This window comes from Pseudomonas sp. ok272 (genome assembly GCF_900109995.1).
Taxonomy (GTDB): Bacteria; Pseudomonadota; Gammaproteobacteria; order Pseudomonadales; family Pseudomonadaceae; genus Aquipseudomonas.
Window position 1 is genome coordinate 171,754 of record NZ_FOCB01000012.1, and the last position, 21,074, is coordinate 192,827.

Consider the following 21,074-nt stretch of genomic DNA (forward strand, 5'->3'; position numbering starts at 1 on the left):
CCTGTTCGCCGCCAGCCTTTCTAAGGCGCCGGTGCCGGTTCGGGCTCGTTGGTCACTCGCAGTAACCCCCACAACCCCGCGGTGTTGCCATACGCGGCGTAATCACGGAACAGGTAGTCGCCCGGTATTGCATTGGTGCCCCCGGCGCTCGGGTGCATGAAGCTGAAGTGCGCCGCCGGCAGCACGCTTTCGTGGGCGCCAACGTACATCGACATCGGGTTGTAGCCAAAACGCACCGAGCCCACTCCGGGCGTGCCCATCGGATATCCACCGGTATCGCTTTTCTCCGATTGGAATGGGTTGACCGACCAGACGTGGCCGTCCAACTGGAACGTAGTGCCACGACTGCCGCCGGTCGGCATCATGATGTGGGTGCGGAACGGTTGCCCCGGCTTCACATAAAGCACCGGCGTTTGCGGATCACCTCCCACCAGCGCATTGCTGTAGGCCATGTGCGCGTTGGGTACGTCAGCGTACCCGGCACCCTGGGCGTGACCGAACGGTGCATCGGGCGCCAGTGCGAAGCGATACCACAGCGGCTCTGCCTTGTAGTTGATGGCCATGCTGGAGTTGTCCTGCGGATCGGTCGGTACCCCCTGACCTTCAGCGGCGATGCCTTCCACTGGCCGGCCGTTGGCCCAGCGGGTGTTCAGGGCTTTTTGCCAAACCATCGCAAAGTCGCGATAAACAGCCTGGCCCGGTGCAGTGACGGTGGCATTGGCCTTGCGGGTGTCTTCTACCCAGGTGGCGCCGATCGGCAGGATGCTCATCGCCCCGCCCAGACCTTTTTGCGGCTGCTTGATCACATCCGACGGGGTGAAATTCAGGCCGCCAAACTCCACTGCCGTCGCGTTGATATTGTCGACACTGCGGCCCAGTTGTGTGATCGGTTTGCCTTCACGCTCCAGGTGCCCGGCGTAGTACTGGTAGATACGGCTTGGGTACGCACCGCTGTTGCCGGCCCGAGGGGCGACGGTCTGGGTGGGGTTCGCACCGACGTTGGCGCCATCCGATTTGGTGATGTCATATGCCAGCAATTGCGCATGCAGGCCAACATGGCTGGACGGCCGCATCAAGTTATTGCTGAAGGTGGTCGAGCCGTCCCCGCTGTTACGATCGCGCTTGACCACGCCTTGCATCACCGCCGTCTGGGTCAAGTCGGGCATGACGTTCGGCAGGCGGTTCTCCAAGGTAATGTTGAGGCAATCCCCGGCGGCAGCACGCAACACCAGCGGCTCTACCGGTACGCCGGGTCTGAGTTTGCCGCTGACCGGGTCCAGATCCGCCTTGCGCACATAGAGGACGGCGGTCGGGTCATGCAAGGGGCCGCTTTGCCCTCCGATGGTCATGGTCACGCCATCTTCGGGATCGGTCACAGTCACCTGCGGGATGCTCACCGGCCGCGAGTTGTAAACCAGGGTTCCGCCCGCTGGATTCAATGGCCCGCCCACATGCTGGCCCAGCCCCGCCGGATCACCAAGGGTCAGTCCCAATGGATTGGCGAGGATGTCGTTGGCCAGTGCCGCGACGACTTCATAGTTGCGTTGCACGGTCGGGCGGGTGCCAATGCCATTGGGGTTGGCACTGATCCGCGGGCAGGAGCCCTCGAAGGCCACGGTGTTGCGCATGCCGGCCGGCTTCGGGTTATTCGGCAAGGCAAACAGGTCGGCACGTTGCGCTGTGTAATTGCGCATCACGCCCCAGATCCCGCTCCAATACCCCTCGATCGAAGCGTCCATCGAGTACAGATAGTCGCCAGTGGTGGCCGCTGAGCTGGACAGCATCGAGACTGGCGCGATAAAGCCCATCTGCTCGGAAATCCCGATCATCTGCGAGGCGCGCCAGCCGGAGTTGGTACTGTTGCCGTAGCCGGAGCCACTTTGCAGCCACTTCACTCCGTGCAGTGTCACGTTATGCTCTTCTTCATGGCCGCCGGCATGCACCCGCAGCCGCACATTGTCCCCGGTATAGGTGCGCAGCATCGGGGTAAACGGATCACCTGGCTCGGCGCCGCCACGGTTGATGTGGGGTGGAAACAAGGTAGTGCCGCCGGTTGGCCCGGTTGCGGACGTGACAAGGTTCGGTGCCAGGTTCATCGCCGCAATTGCCCGGTCGGTACGGCTTTGCAGGGCATAGGAGAGATCACCGCCCAGGCCATCAGCCTGCATGCCACGCTTGCCGTCGGGGCCGACCTTGTTCGGGTCGTACACCCGCAACGCCAGCGGTTCGTTGCGGTAATTGATCACGAACATGCCCGGGTCATCGACCGAAATGGCTTGTGGGCATGGCCGGCTCGGACAGCCCGGTACCCTGCCGCCCTGCACTTCGACGATCCCTTCAAGCAAGTTGCTGGCGTTGTTGCGCACCGGTGGGTTGATGGCGTAGCGGAAGCTGTCTGCCGTGGCCGGGAAAGCCTGTGGGTTGGGGATGCCATTGGGCCCTGCGCCTACATAGACACCGGCTTCATAGGCGTGCTGGAAGTCGCTGTATTCGAGGAAGAACTCACGGAAACTGTCGTTTTTGCCATCACCGTCCAGGTCCCCGGTGGACACCACCGCTTGCCACGAGGTCGGCCCGCCATCCTGGCGCGCGCCGCTGTACAACGGCTCGCCGGTTTCGGCGTGGAACCAGCTGGAACCGGCCGGTTCAGCCAGTACGGTGGCGTATAGGCCAATTTGCTGATGGGTCGATGGGCCAAGATGGTCGTGGGTGAAGATGGTCCCCAGGCCACGATCGATACCTTTGGTGTTGACCACAGGGTCGATAAACCAACGTTGCATCGCAGTGCGCGCGCCGACCCAGTCGGCCCGACCGAATTGACCGAAGTATGGATGACTCCGAGGTTTCGGACAGGCTGGTGTCCCATCACGCACATCCGTCCCCTCGCACTGGTTGAAGGTGCGAATGGCGTGGATGCGCTCTTGTACGGCCCCTGGGGAAAGAACGCCGTCTTCGTAGTTCCAGCCGTTGGCTGAACCGTCAGCAGCCGTCAGGTCCCATTTGGGCAGGTGAATATGCTGGCCAATGACGTCGGTTGGCGTACGGACCTGATAGTCATCCATCTCATAAGTGGCCGGTACCAGGTTGGTCTGCTGGTACTGCACACAATCAAAGGTGTTCATCCGCATCACCAGTGGTTCTGGCGGACGCTGTTTGGTGATCACCGGCCAGGCGTCTTCCCACAAAGCAAGAATGCGGGCTTGCGAAAAGTGGTAGCCGACCTTGTTGTAGACCGCGTCGAACTGAATGTTCGCCGCCTTGTAGATACGCGGGCGGTCAGCGGTGAAGTTCGAAGAACCTGTGAACGACAGGCCGTCAATGCGTTCGCCGCTGTTGAACTCGCCAGTACCGGCGCTACTGGTCAGGCGTTTTTGCCGGTCATCCATGCACGGTTCGTAATACGGCGCACCGGCAATCGGCAACGCGCCATTGGTGCGAAAATTGCGCGCAACAATCTGATTGCCAGGCAGCAGAGCAAAGCTGGGATGATCCTTTTTCGCATGAAAGGCCATGGCTGCCTGCTCGACCTCCGTGCCCTCTTCCGGCATGTAGATCGGCTTGGCCCGAGTCACTTCCTTGGAAAAATCCAGCGAAGTGGTCACAGTGCGAGCCTCGCCACCGGCAGAGAAGCCACCCAGCGAATGTCGCCCCAAACCACCGTCCCAGCCGCCGGACTGAGCCGGATCGAGGTTGGCCCATAGCGCTTTACCCGTGCCTTTGAGAGCCTGAGCCTTGGCCGCGTCGAGCATGTCCAAGGGGGGTGTCGGTGGTCGTTGGCCCACCGAGCTCTCCATGCCGCCAATCCAGAACGGATAGCCGGGGTTTATCAGGCTGCCGTCAGCATTGCGGTTGGCCTCGCTGCGATCCACCAGGACCAGCGAGCCAATTGCCTGGCCACGGGTGCCGTGATGCGAGCCGTCGTCGGCTTCATCGTCGTCATCGTCATCAGCGACCAGGTGTTCGCTCATTCTGGGAACCACGGCCACCTTGCCCGGCATCGGAGCCATCGCCTTGCCGGGCAAGGGCACGACGGCGGGTATCGGTGTGCCGGCTACGATTTCGCCATCGGGCAAGGCACGGGCGCCCGCTGCCGGTTTACCGCTGCGCAAGCCGTAAGGTTCGGTGTGATAACCGTCACTGCCCTGTTGCGACACTTCAAGCCGGGTGCCTTCTTCAAACACGTCATGCACCCGCCACATGGCCCACATACCCTGGGCAAAGTGCGGGTAGAAGTGGCAGTGATAGATAGCGTCGCCCGCTACACGGTTGCGGTTTCCCGATCCACCGTTGGCAATCTCGTAGGTATAGCCGGCGCCCGGACCGATCCCCTGGGCATCCACATAGTCGGAGTTGTCATCGTTGGGATTGAACAGCCACTGATGGCCATGCAAGTGGAAGATGTGCTGCTCGTGACCGTTGTGCGTGTTGCGAAACTTGACGAAGTCACCAATGTAACTGTGGTTAACGTTGGACGGCTCCGACGGGTACAACGCCATGGTCGCCTTGACCCCGATCTGATCGGCGCGTGGTACTTCACCGGGACGAATGTTTTCAAGCCCTGCGTTGGCCGGTACATCCACCAGCATCGCCACATCGCCAACCGTGTGTGAACTCAGGAAAAACTCTTCGTACGCGCAAGACAAGCAGTCATGCATCGGCCCGACGCCGAGGCGGTTGGCGACGACTTCGGCGCCCATGCCGCCAGAACCATAGTTAATCATGAACGAATCGCGGGTCGGCTCCAGTACGTGGGCCATTACCGGGTCAGCCCAATACGCAGGGAAAGCCTGGGTGGCTGCGGTTTCGTCCTGGAACTGCGAAGCAAAATCACGGAACGGTTCTAACCGATTGGGCAAGGCCGGATTGCGCTTTCCCATGGACTCCAGCGGATAAGTCGAGGGCGGGAAGCTGCCGTCGGCGTTGCTGCCCATCACAATTGCATCGCTTTCACTGGAGATGATTTCATTGCCGTCGACCATATTGATGATCGGCGTACCGGCCTTTCCTTCCCGAATCCACGGCTCGCGCTGCGGGTAGCGGGCTTGGTAATCGACAATCGGTTGGCCCGTCGGGGTGCGGCCGGTGGAAGCCAGGCGCATCTCTTCCTCGGTCACAGTATTGCGATAGTGGCGGCCGCCCTTGGGCATCACCACCACTTCACCGAACAGACCGTTGGCGACATTGCCGGCATCCCCTTCGCCACCAAAGGTCGCGCCCCGGCTGCTGGCGGCAAAAGCGCCTTCGCGCTCGGCGTATAAGGTGTAGGAACGACTGGCACCGGGGGCAACCAGGGTGTTGGCGTTGCGCCCGGTATAGGCGGAAATGTCATCGATACTGTTGACCGCTTGCAGGCCATTGACCTGAAAACCGACATGGCGGTCAGTCACCTGCTCATCCACCTTGAAGCCATCGTTGCCCATTTCAACCTCACCTTCCACCTCGCCCTCTTCGCCCTCTTCGCCATTGTCGGGGCTGCCAGGGTTGGCCTGGTACGCCAGCAAGTTCTGCAAATTGATGGTCAGGCAGTCACCGGCGGCGACCCGCAACACCAGCGGCCGCGGGCGCTTGTCGGGCCGCAGCGACACGTTACCCGGCACCGCCGCACCACCCAGGGCCAGGGACCGGTCATGGGCGTCGACCACGTCCCGGCGCAGGGCGAACATCATGCCGTTAGCGTTCTGCGCGCCGAGACGGTTGAACATCAGCGGCTGATCCAGCGCGACGATGTTGGCTACCAGATTGCGTTCACAGCGTGCCGCAGCGTGCGCCACCTCTATGCCCAACAGCGGCGTGAGCAGTAGCAACAGGTTTAATACGTGATGAGCCTGGGGAATGCCGGTCATGATCACGGGCCTCGCTGTAGGTGCTCATGGGGAATGGTGCTCGCCAAACTCAATGAGCAAACTGCATGCCATTAATAAAACGTATATTTTTCATAAACATATGATTGAGATTTGATGATCCGGGGCATATTCCCCACCCGTTTCCCCACTTTTTGTCGTGCTCACCCTGCCCCATTGTTGGGGAAAACACCCCCGGGTCGGACTCACAGAGGTGCGTCCGCCGCCATGCCCTGCAATCGCCGGTACTGGCGCAGAACACTGGGCACATAACGCTGGGTTTCGGCGAACGGCGGGATCACTCCGCCACGACTGAGCACCGCTTGCGGACCGGCGTTGTAAGCCGCCACGGCAAGCGTGATGTCGTTATCGAACAGGGTCATCAGGCGCTTGAGGTACTTGGCGCCGCCCTGAATGTTGGCCTTTGGGTCGTAGACGTTCGTCACCCCCATTTCCCGAGCCGTCTCGGGCATCAACTGCATCAACCCGCCAGCACCTTTGGGGGACGTCGCACCCGCGTCATAGTTGGACTCATGTTGAATCACGGCGTACAACAGCGCCGCCGGTAACTGATTGGCCGATGCCGCCGCCAACACCCACTCGGCATAGGGTTGGGCGGCAATCATCTGCGGTTGTTGATCGAGGCTGGTCTGTGCCACCGCGGATTCGCGAATCACCCGTTCATAGTGGCGTCCAGGGCGGTGAACGTTGGACAACACGTAGCTGCCGTTGGCGTCCAGGGAAACAAACACATCGGCGTGTACGACACCGGTCAGCAGCAACCCAGCCAGGAGTGCGGTGGTAAGTGTCTTGGTCATCTTTGCCTCCCCCGACCTGCCCCGAAAAATGGGGCTAATGCCCCAATGGCCGATCGTGAATCAGCTATACGCAAGCACTGTGCCGCAACCTAAAAGGGTTGTTCCAAAAGGGTTTCAGGGCCGTGTCGGGACATGAGCATGGCAATTGCATAAGCCTTGCTGGCAACTGTGCTGCCGACTGTGTGAGGTCATCATGAATCAGCGTCTGTGTTGTGCCCCGCGTATCCAACGCGGGTTCACCCTGCTCGAGTTGTTGGTGGTGCTGGTGGTGCTCGGGCTATTGGCCGGCATCGTCGCACCCAAGTATTTCGCTCAATTGGGCCGCTCCGAAGTGAAAGTGGCCAAGGCGCAGATCGAGGGCCTGGGCAAGGCACTGGACCTGTACCGCCTGGAAGTCGGGCATTACCCCTCGACCGAACAGGGCTTGCAGGCGCTGGTCACCGCACCCAGCGATGAAACCCGCTGGACGGGGCCATACCTGCAGAAAAAGCTGCCTCAGGATCCCTGGGGGCGTAACTACACCTACCGCTACCCCGGTGAAAACGGCGAGTACGACCTGCTGTCCATGGGCAAGGACGGGCAACCCGGTGGCGATGGTGAAAACGCCGAAGTCACCAGTTGGCAATGACGGGAGTGACAACGATGCGCTTTCATCTCAAGGCTGTCGGCAAAGCGGGCGTGGTCTCAATGAGTGTCGAGGCCCAGGGCGATAGCGAAGCGCGGCGCATGGTCGAGGAACAGGGTATGCGGGTGGTCAGCCTGCACCCCGAGCGCCGCTGGCGAGCGTTGCATCTGCACAAGGGCGAAGCCTTCAACCTGGTGTTGTTCAGCCAGGAGCTGACGACCTTGCTCAACGCCGGCCTGCCCTTGATCGATGCGCTGGAAAGCCTGGTCGAAAAGGAAAACGCGCCCCAGGCCCGCAAAACCTTGAGTGAACTGGTTCGCCTGCTGTACGAAGGAAAGTCCTTCTCCCAGGCATTGGCCCAGTTGTCGGCGGTGTTTCCTGCGCTCTACGTTGCGCTCGTGCAATCCAGCGAGAAGACCGGGGCCGTGGGCGACGCCCTGGGCCGTTATGTCAGTTATCGCCAGCGCATGGACGAGGTACGCCAGAAGATCGTCAGCGCGTCGATTTACCCGCTGCTGCTACTGGTCGTGGGCAGTGGTGTGGTGTTGTTCTTGATGGGCTACGTGGTGCCCCGTTTCAGCCTGGTGTTTGAAGGCCTGGGTAACAATTTACCGTGGATGTCGCAGGTACTGATGAGTGGCGGGATGTTTTTGCATGCTCATCAGGGCGAGTTCTTCGGTGCCCTGGTGGCGAGCATCGTCGCCCTCACCTTCCTCCAGCGCCAGCCAGCCTTTCGCCGGGGCGTCGATCGGGTGATCGAAAAGCTCCCGGCGGTCCATCAACGCATCTTCATGTATGAACTGGCGCGATTTTATCGCTCCCTTGGCATTCTGCTGCAAGGCGGCATTCCCCTCGTCACCGCCATGGGGATGGTCCGTGACCTGCTGACAGTCGCTTCTCGCCTGCGCCTCGACCAGGCCTGCGAACGGGTCCGCGAGGGCCTGTCGCTGTCGACCGCACTCGAACTCAATCACTTGGTGACACCGGTATCTCTGCGCCTGCTGAGGGCCGGCGAGCAGTCCGGCAATCTGGGACAGATGATGGAACGCAGCGCCGAATTCTACGATGAAGAAATCGGGCGCTGGATCGAATGGTTCGTGCGACTGTTTGAACCTTTGCTGATGACCTTCATCGGTCTGCTGATCGGGGTCATCGTGATTTTGATGTACATCCCGATATTCGAACTGGCCTCGAGTATTCACTGATGAAGAGGCCGGCGCGTGCCCCAAACGGATCGCTGGTGGCCACCGCCCCCTGACGTGGTGAATATGAATGCGTATTGGTAGCGACAGACTGCTCATCGGATTGTGATCCGGCACACTTGATCTGATAACAGGTCAGCGCTATTTCTTAGGCCTGCCAACATAATAAAAACAGCCAAGGAATACTGTGATGTCCAGATTCGTTGTTGTGCCTGCGGTACCCGAGGAAACCGGATCAATGCGCAGTGGAACGCGCTTTTACTGTACGACTGCCCCTATAGGTTTCAACATCTATGACAATGAAGCCAAATGCAGGTTGCCAGGCTGTTATCCGGCTCGAACAGAGGCTGACGGAGCCTGCAAACAGCTCAACACCGTGAGTCTTCAAAACATGAAGGCTGAAAGTTCTTACGCCCGTTGAGACTGATATTGGTCTGCACTTGGGTGCAATACCCAAGTGCAGATCGAGACCACCTGATCACAGGTCACCCATGGGGCAACGAAGCACTCTACAAATCTCGGAAACCACCTGCATCGCTGCGTCTTCGATTGTCCCTTCATTACGGCATAGCACCCAGCCGTGTTCCGCAGCCGCTCGTTCGAACATTTCGGTACACGCGACATGCTCTTCGTGCTTTTGGATCACTGTGCTGCCGAGTCCTCTCGAGCGTGCCGCGGCCCTTGCCCATGAAACATCAGCTGCCGTGACAACCCCGACATGCAGGTCTGGCACGCGTACGTTGCGCGCCATGTTCAACTGGAGAATCTCTGCAAACGGGACGGTGTGGCGAAAGGCAGCGTCCGACGGGTACCAGCGATCGATCAAGATGATGCTGTCAAGCGGCTGTTGAGTCAGCACATGCCGGGAAATCCAGCGACGGCTTTCAGCAAAGCGCTGACAAACAGCCCACTCCAGATCCCGGGAGGGATGTCTGGCTAATGTATTCACGAGGGCCATTGTTTCGCCCCTGTAGGGATCGCTTTTTTTCTCGCAAAGTCGAATCACTTTTTTGTTGTCTACCCTCAGTGCTTTCGTGATGGCCTCTAACAGTGTGGTTTTGCCGGTGCCCTTGGGCCCATCTAGAGACACAAACAGCGGGCGATTCATTTCGGCTTTCCTTTGCGTGTTTGCGATAAGGAGGATGGTCAATACATGACGAGTTTAAATGCAAACTAAGCCCCTGCCCTGACGGTATTTCATATTCCGCTTCCCAAGCCCGCCGGTGATCCTCCACGGATAGCCCCAAGCCTTGCTCATGACCTGTCGACAAAGGTTTCCTCTATTGGCGGTTATCCAGCGCTTGAATTAACGTTCTACCCACCTGATCAACGCACCGAACCCAGCGCCCCCTCTGCGAGGGACCGGCTTGATAGGCCGGTATTCATTGCGCAACACCAGCAAGGAAGTTAACCAGCTGACGAATTAAAGTGAATATCAAAGAGCAGCCTTGCCAGCGTGTATCGGAACCGCAACAGGTGACGCGAACCTGTGCGCTTTGTCGACAATCACACCTGCTGGTTCCGCTGAGCCTGCTGTGCATGGCCCTCGCGGGCTGTACCGTGGGACCTGACTTCGTACGGCCCGATGTGGCCACGAATGCCGACTACTCACGCGAACAGCTCACAACCACCGCCCAGGCAGACATCGCTGCCGGCGGCGCAGCACAGCGGTTGGTTGCCGGGATGGACATTCCCGGGCAATGGTGGACGCTGTTCCGCTCACCCTCACTCAATGCCTTGGTCGAAGAAGCACTGCGCGCTAACCCGGATGTCAGTGCCGCTCAGGCAGCATTGCGCCAGGCCAACGAGTTGGTCTATGCCGACCAGGCGGCGCTGTTCCCTTCGGTGAGTGGCAATGTGTCGAAAACCCGCGAGAAAGTATCGGGGGTCGCATCGGGCTTCCCGACGTCGCCCATTCTCACGGTGAGTTCGGCGTCACTGAGTGTGTCCTATGCCCCGGACGTATTTGGTGGCACTCGTCGGCAAATCGAATCCTCCACCGCGCAAGCCGAATACGAGCGCTTCCAGTTGGAAGCGACCTACCTCACCTTGTCCGCCAATGTGGTCAATACCGCCGTTAGCTTGGCGTCTGTGCGCGATCAAGTGGTCGCCACCGAAGCCATCATCCGGCTCCAGAGTGAACAACTGGACCTGCTGGATGCCCAGCGGCGGCTGGGCGCGATCGCGGATACCGACGTCCTCACACAACAGACCGCACTGGCACAAACGCGTGCCACCTTGCCGCCGCTGCAGAAGCAATTGGCACAGACTCGCAACCAATTGATGGCCTACCTCGGCCGGTTCCCCAATCAAGACCAGGGCGAGCGCTTCAACCTGGCCTCCCTGCACCTGTCGCAAGCACTGCCGGTCAGCCTGCCCTCGGCAATCGTTGGCCAGCGGCCCGATGTGCGTTCGGCACAGGCGCAACTGCATCAGGCCAGCGCCAACATTGGCGTGGCCACCGCCAATCAGCTACCCCAGTTCAGCATTACCGGGACCTTGGGCTCGACGGTGGCGGGCGGCACCCAGCTGTTTTCGGCGGGCAGCGGCGTCTGGAGTCTCGTGGGATCGATCGTCCAACCCCTGTTTGATGCCGGCAAGCTCGAACACCGCAAACGCGCAGCCGTCGCGGCTTATGACGAGTCGGCGGCCCGCTACCGTGGCACCGTGGTGGCCGCGTTCCAGGATGTCGCCAATGCGCTCCGGGCCCTGGAAGCCGACGCCGATGCGCTCAACCAGCAGGTCGCGGCTGAACGCTCCGCGCAAGCCAGCCTTGACCTGGTGCAAGCACAATTCCGACTCGGGGCCGTGGCGTACATCAACCTGCTCACGGCACAACAAACCTACCAAAACACCGTGCTGGCCCGCGTCAAGGCACAGGCCGCCCGATACAGCGATACCACCGCCCTCTTCCAGGCATTGGGTGGCGGTTGGTGGAACCGGACTGACGTGAACCCCGCGACAGCCGGCAGCCCTGATCGCTTCGGCCTGCCGTAGCGGCACGGTTCGACGCAACGGCGTCATTGAAACAGTGAGAACAGCCATGGCTGATATCGAGACCACCTCTGCCCCGTCACCCCAGCCGAGCGCAAAACGTCGACTGTGGCGCCCGATGTTGATCATGCTCGTCGTGGTCCTGGTGATTGTGGCGATCATCGCCGGGGTGAAGTTTGCGCAGATTTCAGCGTTGATGGCCCAGGCGAAAGTCCCCTTGCCCGCCGCCGTCGTGACGGCCATGCACGTCCCCTTCGACGATTGGCAACCCAGTGTCTCCGCCGTGGGGTCAATGAAGGCAGTCAGGGGGGTGGATGTGACCACTGAAGTGGGTGGCATCGTGCGCACCATCGGCTTCAAGCCCGGCCAGGACGTCGAGGCCCAGGCGATGCTCGTACAGTTGAATGCCGACTCGGACATCGCACAACTTCACTCGCTGGAGGCCACTGCGGACTTGGCGGTGATCGTGCTCAAGCGCGACAAGGCCCAATTGGCCGTGAACGCGGTGTCGCAAGCCCAGGTTGATACGGATACCGCAGACTTGAAGGCCAAGCTCGCCGCCGCAGAACAACAGCGGGCGCTGGTGGCGAAAAAAACCATCCGCGCACCGTTTGCCGGACGTATCGGGATTACCAGCGTCAACCCCGGCCAATACCTCAACCCCGGCGACAAAATCGCCACGCTGCAAACCTTCGATCCGATCTACATCGACTTCACCGTGCCCCAGACCCAGTTGGAGGCCATCGCCATCGGGCAACAGGTCTCGGTGACGGCCGACGGGCTGTCCAACCAAACCTTCGCAGGCCGGATCAGCACCATCGACACTCAATTCGACGCGACCACGCGCAACATCACCGTAGAAGCGACCGTGGACAACCCCAAGCAAAGCCTGGTTCCCGGGATGTTCGCCCGCGCGATTGTCAACGCCGGCACACCGCTGCGCTACCTCACCGTTCCGCAGACGGCGATCACCTACAACCCTTACGGCACCACGGTGTTCATCGCGATATCGAACAAGAACGACAAGGGTGAGGAAGTGCTGACCGCACACCAAACCTTTATCAAGACCGGGCGCACCCGGGGTGACCAAGTCGCGATTGTGTCCGGTGTGAAGGAAGGCGACCTGTTGATCACCAGCGGCCAGATGAAGCTGAAAAATGGCTCGCCGGTGCAGATCAACAACAGCGCCGCGCCACTCAACGAGCCCACCCCGACTCCCCAAGAACATTAAGGGTGTCCCATGAAGCTTACCGATACCTTTATTCAGCGACCGGTCTGGGCCGTGGTGGTCTCGCTGTTCATCTTGATCCTGGGGCTGCGCTCGATCTTTGAGTTGCCGGTGAATCAATGGCCACGCACCGAAAATGCCGTGGTCACCATCACCACCGCCTACTACGGTGCGGACGCGGCCACGGTGGCCGGTTTTATCACCCAGCCACTGGAATCGGCCATCGCCCAGGCCCAGGGCATCGACTACTTGTCCTCGTCGAGCATCACCGGGGTCTCGACCATCACCGCGACGCTGCGGCTCAACTATGACGCCAGCAAGGCGCTCACCGAGATCAATACCCAGGTCAACTCGGTCAAGAACCAACTGCCGGCACAGTCCCAGGAGCCGGTGCTGACGGTCGCGGTCGGACAGACCACGGACGCCATGTACCTGGGCTTCTACAGTGACACGCTGGCGACCAACAACATCACGGATTACCTGGTGCGGGTGGTCAAACCCAAGCTGGACTCGATCCAGGGCGTGCAAACTGCGGAGATTCTTGGCGGACGCCAGTTCGCCCTGCGCGCCTGGCTTGACCCGGACAAACTGGCGGCGCATAGCGTGACCGCGCAGGACGTGTCCACCGCCCTGGCCAACAACAACTACCTGTCGGCCGTCGGCTCGACCCGGGGGCAAATGGTCACGGTCGACCTGACCGCCGGAACCGACTTGCACACGGTGGATGAGTTCAAGCGGCTGGTGGTCAAACAAAAAGGCGATGCACTGGTGCACCTGGAGGATGTCGCAACCGTCACGCTGGGCGCGGAAAGCTACGACAGCAGCGTGGCGTTTTCCGGCAAGCGTTCGGTGTTCATCGGCATCAAGGTAGCGCCCAACGCGAACATCCTGACGGTCGCCAGCAGCGTGCGCGAGGCATTTCCCGAGCTACAATCGCAATTGCCCACCGGGGTGCGCGGCGACATCGTCTATGACTCCACAGCGTTCATCAATACCTCGATTGTCGAGGTGGTGAAGACCCTGGTTGAGGCGATGATCATTGTCTCGGTCGTCATCTACCTGTTCCTCGGCTCATTCCGGGCCGTGGTTGTACCGTTGGTGGCGATCCCGCTGTCGCTGGTCGGGACGTTCTTCGTCATGTTCCTGCTGGGTTACTCCATCAACCTGCTGACCCTGCTCGCCCTGGTGTTGGCGATCGGCTTGGTGGTGGACGATGCGATTATCGTGGTCGAGAACGTCGACCGGCATATCAAGGAGGAAGGCAAAGGTGTGCTGGAGGCCGCGCTGATCGCGGCGCGGGAACTGGGTGGCCCGATCATCGCGATGACGGTGGTGTTGATTGCCGCGTATGTGCCCATTGGCCTGCGCAGTGGTCTCACGGGCGCATTGTTCAAGGAGTTTTGTTTCTCGTTGGCGGGTGCGGTAACCGTGTCGGCCGTGGTGGCCTTGACCCTTTCGCCGATGATGACCTCCCGGCTGTTCAAGTCCGGCCAGGAAGAAGGTCGCTTCGCCCGTCGACTCGATCAGTACTTCGACTGGCTGCGGGGGCGCTATCACCGCGTCCTGTCAGCGGGCTTGAACATCTGGCCGGTGCTGGTGACGTTTGGCTTTGTGCTGTTCCTGCTGGTCGCCGCCAGCGGCATCACCGCCAAAAGCGAACTATCGCCGACCGAGGACCAAGGGTTGGTGTTCATGCAGATCAAAGGCGCACCGACGGCGTCGCCCCAACAGATGGAGCGCATTGCCGACCAGGCCTTCCAGATCGCCAACAAAGAGCCGGAGTACGCGCAAATGTTCCAGTTGACCGGGCTGCCCGCACTCAATCAGGGCCTGGGCGGGGTGCTGCTCAAATCCTGGGGTGATCGGAAGCGCTCACAAGCCGAGCTGGTGCTGGACCTGCAACAAAAGTGGAGCCAGGTACCGGGCGCAACCATCGCCGCATTCCCCCTGCCCTCGCTGCCGGGAGCCCAAGGCTTGCCGGTGCAATATGTCATCACCACCACCGACTCGGTGGAAAACCTCAATGAAGTCGCCCAGGCGATGATGGATGAAGCCCAGAAGCAACAGCTGTTCTGGTTCGCGGACATGGATTTGAAGATGGACAAGCCACAAGCCAAGTTGGTGGTTGACCGGGAAAAAATTGCCGCCCTGGGCATGACCCAGGCAGACGTCGGTGCCGCCCTTTCGGCCGCCCTGGGGGGCAACTACGTGAATTACTTCTCGACCGCCGGGCGCTCTTACAAAGTGATTCCCCAGGTGTTGCAGGTTGATCGCCTGAACCCGGAGCAAATCCTCGACTACTACATCCGCACGCCCTCCGGGGCCATGATCCCGGCACGCACGGTGGCGCATATCGAGACCTCAACGCAGCCTGAATCGATCAACCACTTCCAGCAACTCAACTCGGCGACCCTGTCGGGCGTCAGTGGCGTGGCCCAAGGCGAACTGCTGGCCAAACTCGACACGATGCTCAATACCCTTGCGCCGTCGGGCTACACCTCAGACTTCTCCGGCGAGTCGCGGCAATTCGTCCAGGAGTCGGGCGGGTTTGTCGGGCTGCTGCTGTTCTCGATTCTCATCGTCTACCTGGCCCTGGCGTTCCAGTTCGAGAGCTTCCGCGACCCGGTGGTGATCCTGTTCTCGGTGCCGCCAGCGCTGTTTGGTGCGTTGGCGTTCATCACCATGGGATACGCCTCCATCAACGTGTACACCCAGGTCGGCCTGGTGACGCTGCTGGGGCTGATCACCAAGCACGGGATCCTGATCGTGCAGTTTGCCAACGAGCTACAGCGCGCAGGTCGCAGTAAGCGTGAGGCGATTGAAGAGGCCGCGGCCGTTCGCCTGCGGCCGATCCTGATGACCACGGCCGCGATGGTGCTGGGCGTGGTGCCACTCGTCTGGGCCTCCGGTGCCGGGGCCGCGGGGCGCCATGACATGGGCCTGGTGATCTTCGCCGGGCTGTCGATCGGCACCGTGCTGACGCTGTTCATGGTGCCGGCCATGTACCTGTTCATTGGCGCCACGCACCACCAGGAAACCGAGCGGCCGCTCCCTGGCCAGCCGGCCTGAGTCGAGCGTCAAGCGTGCTGGCGACACTCAAGGTGTTCTCGGCGCTTGTGCCGGCGCCTTGTACCAATCCTCGCGAGGCACCCGCTTCTCTTGCTGGGGATCACTCAAGTAGTGCGGCGACATGATCTGCACGTTGAACTCGTTGAACACGTCCTGGATGTTGGCGTGCAGCATGCTCAGCAGCACCGCCCGTGGCCGGGGCTCGCTGGGAATGGCCTGGGCCACCAGGCGGTACTCGGGGTAGAAGTCCGAGAGTGCCGTCTGGAACACTTGGGGCGCCGGGTCGTCAAGGACGCCGTTGGTGCGCCGGGCCGCTTCCAACAACATCGCTTCCACCTGGCGCCACGGCGTGTCGTAACCGATGGTCACCACCGTATCGACGACATACCCTGGCCCCTTGACCGTGCGCGAGTAATTCTTGGTCACGTTGTTGGTGATCATCGAATTGGGGATGGTCAGCACCTCGCCAAGGCCCGTGCGGATACGCGTGGTGAACATGCCCATCTCCGTCACCGTGCCTTCATATTCGCCAATGCGCACGAACTCGCCGGGACGCAAGGTGCGGGTGTAGGTCAGGATCAACCCCGCCGCCGCCTGCCCCACCACGCTGCTCGCACCGAGGGAAATCATCAGGCCGATCAGCACCGACAAGCCCTTGAATGCATCGGTGCCCGCCCCCGGCAAATACGGATAGGCCATCGCCAGGGCGAACAGCCAGATCGCCAGGGCGGTCAGGCGTGTCGTCGGTTGCAGGGTTTCGTGATTCAGCCAACTGAACGTGCCCGGCGTGGCCATCCGGCGCAACACCCGACAGCTGAAACTCACGGCACCCCGGGCAATGAAGAAAATCGCCAGCGCGATCCCAAGCCCCGGGATCGTGCCGATAATGCTTTCGAACAGGTAGCTGGCGACATTGAGCAGGTAGTGGTTGAGGCTTTCACCCCACGGCCGGGTATAGGGGAAGCGCGACAGCACAAAGCCCAGCCACTGATAACTGAGCAACAACACGACCGCCCAGCGCACGAACCAGAACACCCGGCCAATCAACGGGTACAGGAAATTGGCGTCGATCACCTGGACCCGCCCAATTTTCAGCGCTTGGGTGTGCCGGCGCATCATGTCGGGCAGGCGCTTGAGCAGGCGCCGACGAATGAAAAAGATCAGCCAGATCAGCACCAGATAGACCGCGGTGGCAATGGCGGTGGCCACCAGCGCCCTGAAGATCAAGTCCAGGCTGCGCGCCTCATGGGTCTCGGCCACCACCTGGCGCAGGTTGTCGGCCGCCTCGTCCGCCGCCTGCCGCACCGAGGCTAATTGCAGCGGGTCGACATCCTTGGGCGAGACGATAAAGGCGCGCTGATTGCCCAGCAGCACCAGGAAGCTGTTCTGGATCGGGTCGACGCTGACGACCGGGCTTTCGACCTCTTCCAGTTTCTCGTTGATCACCCTCCTGGCCCGATTGACCCGCACTTCTGGCCCCTCACCGAGCAACGTGGCGCGAAACACCACGATGCTGCGGTTGGCCACCTTCAACTCGGCCGTCGGTGCGCTGTCCTGAGGCTCACCGGCCGCCCAGGCCAACACCGACCAGCACACCCCCAATACGGCAAACACCCTGACCAGCGCCCTGTTGCGCATGCTCCAGCTCCTTAGCCCGGCAATGTATCGCAGCGTAGTTCAGATTGCTGGTGCTGCCGGGGCCAACGCGTTGCTGCACCCTCCCTCTTGCGGTATCAGGCGGATCTCGACGCGGCGGTTGGCACTGCGTCCAGTCTGCGTGTCATTGCTGGCGATGGGTTGGTTGGCCGCATTGCCCTGCACCAGGAAACAGTGCTCGGGGATATCCCCCATGCGCTGCAGCCAACTGCGCACGGCCCAGGCCCGGGCGTAGGACAGTTGCAGGTTCTGAGTGTCAGCCCCGGTCGCGTCGCTATGTCCGGTGATGACAATCAGCCACCCAGGCCGGGCCTTGATGTCGACCAACGCGTTGACCAGGCCCTTGGTCGAGTCGGGTTTGATGTGCGCGCTGCCGGCATCGAACAGGCCCTCCAGCAACACCGGGGCGGGAACCGTTTGCGCCTGCTGCACGCGCTCAGCGCCATTGCCTGCGACGACCCACCACCACCAACTGCCGCCACCGATCAGCGCAATGAGCAGCGTCGCCCAGAGCCACCACAGCCCGAGGGAGCGCTTGCGGCTTTTGATGTCGGGCATCGGGGCGGGCGGGAGGATCACAATCGGCATCACGAACGCCGGCTCAGGCATCACCCGCATTGCAGGCAGTAGGACCTCAGGCGAGGCACTGTTGCGCTCCAAGCGCTGGATCAAGCCGGCGACCTGCTGACGCAAGCCCTGCAAGGTGACCAGGGGGATGGACGCCTGGCGCTGCAGCCGCTGGTCCAAGCGCCCCAGTTCGCGGTCCAGGTGGAGCAACGCCGGCACACTGCGTGGGCTCATCTCCACGCGGCGCAGCAACGGCTGCAACTGCGCGAACAGCCAGGCCAGGGTCTCCAGCTTCTCCGTCGTCTTCGTGGGCCACAGGGCCGGCCATTCGCCGCAAATCGCCTCGATCAGGGTCACACCTTGCGCCATGCCCTCCAGGCCATGGCCTTGACTGCGGGCCAGGGCGTAGGCGCACGCGGTTTGCAGCTCTGCACCGTTTTCACGAAACAGTGTCAGACACAGTTGCTCCACCCTGGACCACTCCACATCCGGGCACGCCGGATGGTTCAGTTTGGCCAGTTCCTCGCGCAGCGCCGTGAACTCGACGAAGCCGCGCGGATCACCGCCTATTCGAATACGCATTTCAAACAACGCCGTCATCCAGCCATTTCCTTTTGTCTACGGGTTTACGGCTTCGACAGGTAGTTCTGCCGCTTCAAATGTCGCACCAGCACTTTGCCCTCGGGCGCCAGGGTGGTGCCGAACGTCACCCGCTCGCCGCTCTTGAGCTGGGCGTCCAGGGTGTACTCCAGATGGCCCGGCAGGACTTGTTCCAGCATCTGGATGTCGACGGCAGCCAGGCGCGGCTCGTACTTGAGCAGCGTCTGGGCCATCGTGCCCATCAGTTCATGGGCACTGGCGGGCAGGCCCTGAAGGATCTGGCTCATGTCCGTCAAGCCGTAATCCGGCAGATGACTGAGTGTGCCGGCGCGGCTGTTGAGGATGCGTTGCAGGTTATCCAGCACCGAGAGGGTGTGTAGGTCTTCTTCGCTGACCTGGTACAGGTCCAACTCACCGTCGAAGTTCTGCAGGAGCATCTCGTAGAGCGAAGGATTGAGTTCGGGCATGCCTCAGTCCTTCGCCAGGGTGCGCAGGGTCAATTGGTTGTCCCCCAGCCAGACCGTTCGCGCCTGGTCCGGCTCCAGCTCATCGCGCGCCAGGATCAAGCGCCAGGTGTTCGCCTCGATGTCGGGCGTGCGCAGCAGCGCCACCACCACGACAAACTGTGCGTCCTTGTCCAGGGGCACATTCAACTGGGCGCCCTCCTCGGGCTTGACCACCACGGCGTGCTTGTCCAGCAGGTCGGCGCTCAGCAGTTGGTCATCGTTGGCCAGCAGGCTGTCATAGGTGGCCCGCTCCATCGCCTTGCGATCACGCAATTGGTACACCCGCAACAGGGTCGGCACCGACATCGCGTTCATGTCCGCCGCGTCGGTATTCGCCGCCGCCCGGGCGCTGAAGTCCAGGCGCAGGGTTTTCACCTGCTTGTAGAAAATCGAGCGGGTGGTGGCGGTGGTGGCATCCGCCACGGTCTGGGTCAGGCCGCAGCCGCTGAGCACTACAACGAACGTTGCCAGCAGCAATGGGTTAAAAACGGTACGCGACATAGTGTGTCTCCCTGTTCTGAGGGTTGTTCAACAGACCTCGATAGCGGCCCAAATTGATGGTGATGGTCTCGTGCTCCCCGACCTGCCAGGCCTCGCCGCCCAGGCCCAGCACCGCGGTCATGCCCAGTTGCAACGGGGCGTGCCCCAACAACGGCGGTGGCAGGCTGCGCAGCGGTAGCGACAGTTGCAGCTTGGCGGTGCACCGCCAGCCGAGGTAGACCCGCAACAGCACCAGCAAGTCGCTGTGCAACGTGCCTCCCGGTAACCAGCCGCGGGCCTCAATCAGGTCCTCGGTGAACAGCGCCAGGTGCAACTGGCTGTTGGCGTCGTGCCCGACACTGCCCAGCGGCGTGCCTTGGAACAGGCTCACTGGCCGGCTGCTGGATAAGCGGGCCGGATGCGCCAGGGGGATTTTCTGTGGCCAGTGGGGCGTTATCCGGGTCCCGGTGTGGGGAGCCAGCAGCTTGACCAGCGCGCTGATGCCTTCGGCGTTGCGGGTGGGCAGGCGCATCACCCCCAGCAGCGCCAGGAAGCGTGAGATCGGCGTGGCGATCTGCTGGGCCGTGCCAGGAATGCCCAGGCCAATCAGCCCCAGCAGGCACTGGGACGTCGGGTCCGTGCCACCGGCCTCGAATGTCGCCGGGTAGGAGTACTTGCGCCAGACCCGATAGAACTGGGTGAAGATCCGGTGATTGAACATGTCGAGGAAGCCTTCCAGGGCCTCATGGCCCTCCCGGCGCTGGGCGATGTCGTCAAGAAACGCGGTGGGCATCGGCGAGTCGACACCGTACAGCCCCAGCAAACGGGTACGCACGGTCGCCGGACGATCCGGATAGGCCTCGTCGGTCTCAATCGCCCGCAGCTCGCTGGCGGGAAACCCCATGCCGGGGTCGGGCCGAAAGCGCACCGGGTCATCCGCCGGGTTCGCGGTGCTACCCAAGGGGGGGTGACCGGGCAGTGCCTGTTCAAGTAATTGGCAGAAACGGTACAGGTTGGCCTCGGCCACCCGCCCCTCCAATGCCTGCAGCAATCCGGCGGCTTTCAGCCGGGAATACGCTGACTGTGGTTCTCGTTCCATCGCAGGCACTTTCCAGTAGGTTGCAGGATCAGCGTGAGCTGGGTGAACAGGTGAATGTCGGCATACAGGCCAAAGAAGCGGTTGAGCATTTCACCAAACAGGCTGATGTCGCCCTCGCCGCAAAAGCCGTTGGCGTCCAGGGTGATTTCGATGTCCACCCCGCGCAGCAAAAAGCCCTTCTCGAAGCGTTGGATCAGGTGATGCCGCACCTCGACGATGGCCGCCAGGCGCCGACGATTCAGCTCGCTGCCGGTCCAGTCGTACAGCGCCAAGGTGCCGCGCAGCACTTCGGCGCTGTCGAGCATCGGCAGGAAGTTGGAGCCCAGGTGGCTGAGCACCCGCCAGTGGAAGCGGTCGCGATTGGGCGGGTAGCACGGCTGGGTCGGCGCG

Annotated in this window: 14 protein-coding genes; 5 read left to right on the forward strand and 9 right to left on the reverse strand. The window is 61.6% G+C overall.

Annotation, left to right across the window (positions count from 1 at the left end):
• Positions 1–20 precede the first annotated feature (20 nt).
• Both mnxG and BMW74_RS18085 read right to left on the reverse strand, forming a co-directional pair.
• On the reverse strand, positions 21–5,843 hold the full coding sequence (gene mnxG, locus BMW74_RS18080; RefSeq protein WP_093424565.1) for a manganese-oxidizing multicopper oxidase MnxG: 5,823 nt from the start codon (positions 5,841–5,843) through the stop codon (positions 21–23).
• A 203-nt stretch (positions 5,844–6,046) separates the two neighbouring features.
• Positions 6,047–6,658, reverse strand: a complete 612-nt coding sequence (locus tag BMW74_RS18085; RefSeq protein WP_093424568.1) for a lytic transglycosylase domain-containing protein — start codon at positions 6,656–6,658, stop codon at positions 6,047–6,049.
• A gap of 193 nt (positions 6,659–6,851) precedes the next feature.
• On the opposite strand from BMW74_RS18085, the gene gspG reads away from it, so the two are divergent.
• Both gspG and BMW74_RS18095 read left to right on the forward strand, forming a co-directional pair.
• A complete protein-coding gene (gspG, locus tag BMW74_RS18090) occupies positions 6,852–7,286 on the forward strand; it encodes a type II secretion system major pseudopilin GspG (protein WP_093424571.1) in 435 nt (144 codons plus the stop codon).
• A 14-nt stretch (positions 7,287–7,300) separates the two neighbouring features.
• On the forward strand, positions 7,301–8,488 hold the full coding sequence (locus BMW74_RS18095; protein ID WP_093424574.1) for a type II secretion system F family protein: 1,188 nt from the start codon (positions 7,301–7,303) through the stop codon (positions 8,486–8,488).
• Between the two features lie 475 nt (positions 8,489–8,963).
• On the opposite strand, the gene BMW74_RS18105 is transcribed toward BMW74_RS18095, so the two are convergent.
• Positions 8,964–9,593 carry a dTMP kinase gene (locus BMW74_RS18105; RefSeq protein WP_093424580.1) on the reverse strand — a complete coding sequence of 210 codons (630 nt, stop codon included), beginning with the start codon at positions 9,591–9,593 and terminating at the stop codon, positions 8,964–8,966.
• Positions 9,594–10,024: 431 nt separating this feature from the next.
• Between BMW74_RS18105 and BMW74_RS18110 the strand changes: the two genes are divergently transcribed.
• From BMW74_RS18110 to BMW74_RS18120, 3 genes are all read left to right on the forward strand, one after another.
• The gene (locus BMW74_RS18110) at positions 10,025–11,482 is read left to right on the forward strand and encodes an efflux transporter outer membrane subunit (RefSeq protein ID WP_093424584.1); all 1,458 of its coding nucleotides are present in this window, start codon (positions 10,025–10,027) and stop codon (positions 11,480–11,482) included.
• Between the two features lie 115 nt (positions 11,483–11,597).
• Complete coding sequence (locus tag BMW74_RS18115) at positions 11,598–12,710, forward strand: efflux RND transporter periplasmic adaptor subunit (RefSeq protein ID WP_371911775.1); 1,113 nt, start codon at positions 11,598–11,600, stop codon at positions 12,708–12,710.
• A 9-nt stretch (positions 12,711–12,719) separates the two neighbouring features.
• Positions 12,720–15,776: an efflux RND transporter permease subunit gene (locus tag BMW74_RS18120; protein ID WP_093424590.1), complete on the forward strand. Its 3,057-nt coding sequence runs from the start codon at positions 12,720–12,722 to the stop codon at positions 15,774–15,776.
• Positions 15,777–15,803: 27 nt separating this feature from the next.
• Here the strand turns inward: BMW74_RS18120 and BMW74_RS18125 are convergent, their stop codons facing one another.
• The 6 genes from BMW74_RS18125 to BMW74_RS18150 form a co-directional block, all read right to left on the reverse strand.
• The gene (locus tag BMW74_RS18125) at positions 15,804–17,414 is read right to left on the reverse strand and encodes a mechanosensitive ion channel family protein (protein WP_093424593.1); all 1,611 of its coding nucleotides are present in this window, start codon (positions 17,412–17,414) and stop codon (positions 15,804–15,806) included.
• A gap of 39 nt (positions 17,415–17,453) precedes the next feature.
• Positions 17,454–18,599: an OmpA family protein gene (locus BMW74_RS18130; RefSeq protein ID WP_093424596.1), complete on the reverse strand. Its 1,146-nt coding sequence runs from the start codon at positions 18,597–18,599 to the stop codon at positions 17,454–17,456.
• Between the two features lie 26 nt (positions 18,600–18,625).
• On the reverse strand, positions 18,626–19,066 hold the full coding sequence (tssE, locus tag BMW74_RS18135) for a type VI secretion system baseplate subunit TssE (protein WP_093424599.1): 441 nt from the start codon (positions 19,064–19,066) through the stop codon (positions 18,626–18,628).
• A gap of 3 nt (positions 19,067–19,069) precedes the next feature.
• Positions 19,070–19,606, reverse strand: coding sequence for a type VI secretion system lipoprotein TssJ (gene tssJ, locus BMW74_RS18140; RefSeq protein WP_093424602.1), 537 nt, complete (start codon positions 19,604–19,606; stop codon positions 19,070–19,072).
• Positions 19,587–20,684 carry a type VI secretion system baseplate subunit TssG gene (gene tssG / locus BMW74_RS18145; protein WP_093424605.1) on the reverse strand — a complete coding sequence of 366 codons (1,098 nt, stop codon included), beginning with the start codon at positions 20,682–20,684 and terminating at the stop codon, positions 19,587–19,589. The genes tssJ and tssG overlap by 20 nt, the downstream gene beginning before the upstream one ends.
• A partial coding sequence (locus BMW74_RS18150; RefSeq protein WP_139208428.1) for a type VI secretion system baseplate subunit TssF occupies positions 20,648–21,074 on the reverse strand: 427 nt, incomplete at its 5' end. The genes BMW74_RS18150 and tssG, both read right to left, overlap by 37 nt.

Coding starts and splice junctions, on each gene's coding strand:
- gspG (WP_093424571.1), top strand. CDS start 6,852: ATGAATCAGCGTCTGTGTTGTGCCCCGCGTATCCAACGCGGGTTCACC.
- BMW74_RS18110 (WP_093424584.1), top strand. CDS start 10,025: ATGGCCCTCGCGGGCTGTACCGTGGGACCTGACTTCGTACGGCCCGAT.
- BMW74_RS18125 (WP_093424593.1), bottom strand. CDS start 17,414: ATGCGCAACAGGGCGCTGGTCAGGGTGTTTGCCGTATTGGGGGTGTGC.
- BMW74_RS18085 (WP_093424568.1), bottom strand. CDS start 6,658: ATGACCAAGACACTTACCACCGCACTCCTGGCTGGGTTGCTGCTGACC.
- tssE (WP_093424599.1), bottom strand. CDS start 19,066: ATGCCCGAACTCAATCCTTCGCTCTACGAGATGCTCCTGCAGAACTTC.
- BMW74_RS18095 (WP_093424574.1), top strand. CDS start 7,301: ATGCGCTTTCATCTCAAGGCTGTCGGCAAAGCGGGCGTGGTCTCAATG.
- mnxG (WP_093424565.1), bottom strand. CDS start 5,843: ATGACCGGCATTCCCCAGGCTCATCACGTATTAAACCTGTTGCTACTG.
- BMW74_RS18105 (WP_093424580.1), bottom strand. CDS start 9,593: ATGAATCGCCCGCTGTTTGTGTCTCTAGATGGGCCCAAGGGCACCGGC.
- tssJ (WP_093424602.1), bottom strand. CDS start 19,606: ATGTCGCGTACCGTTTTTAACCCATTGCTGCTGGCAACGTTCGTTGTA.
- BMW74_RS18120 (WP_093424590.1), top strand. CDS start 12,720: ATGAAGCTTACCGATACCTTTATTCAGCGACCGGTCTGGGCCGTGGTG.
- tssG (WP_093424605.1), bottom strand. CDS start 20,684: ATGGAACGAGAACCACAGTCAGCGTATTCCCGGCTGAAAGCCGCCGGA.
- BMW74_RS18115 (WP_371911775.1), top strand. CDS start 11,598: ATGTTGATCATGCTCGTCGTGGTCCTGGTGATTGTGGCGATCATCGCC.
- BMW74_RS18130 (WP_093424596.1), bottom strand. CDS start 18,599: ATGACGGCGTTGTTTGAAATGCGTATTCGAATAGGCGGTGATCCGCGC.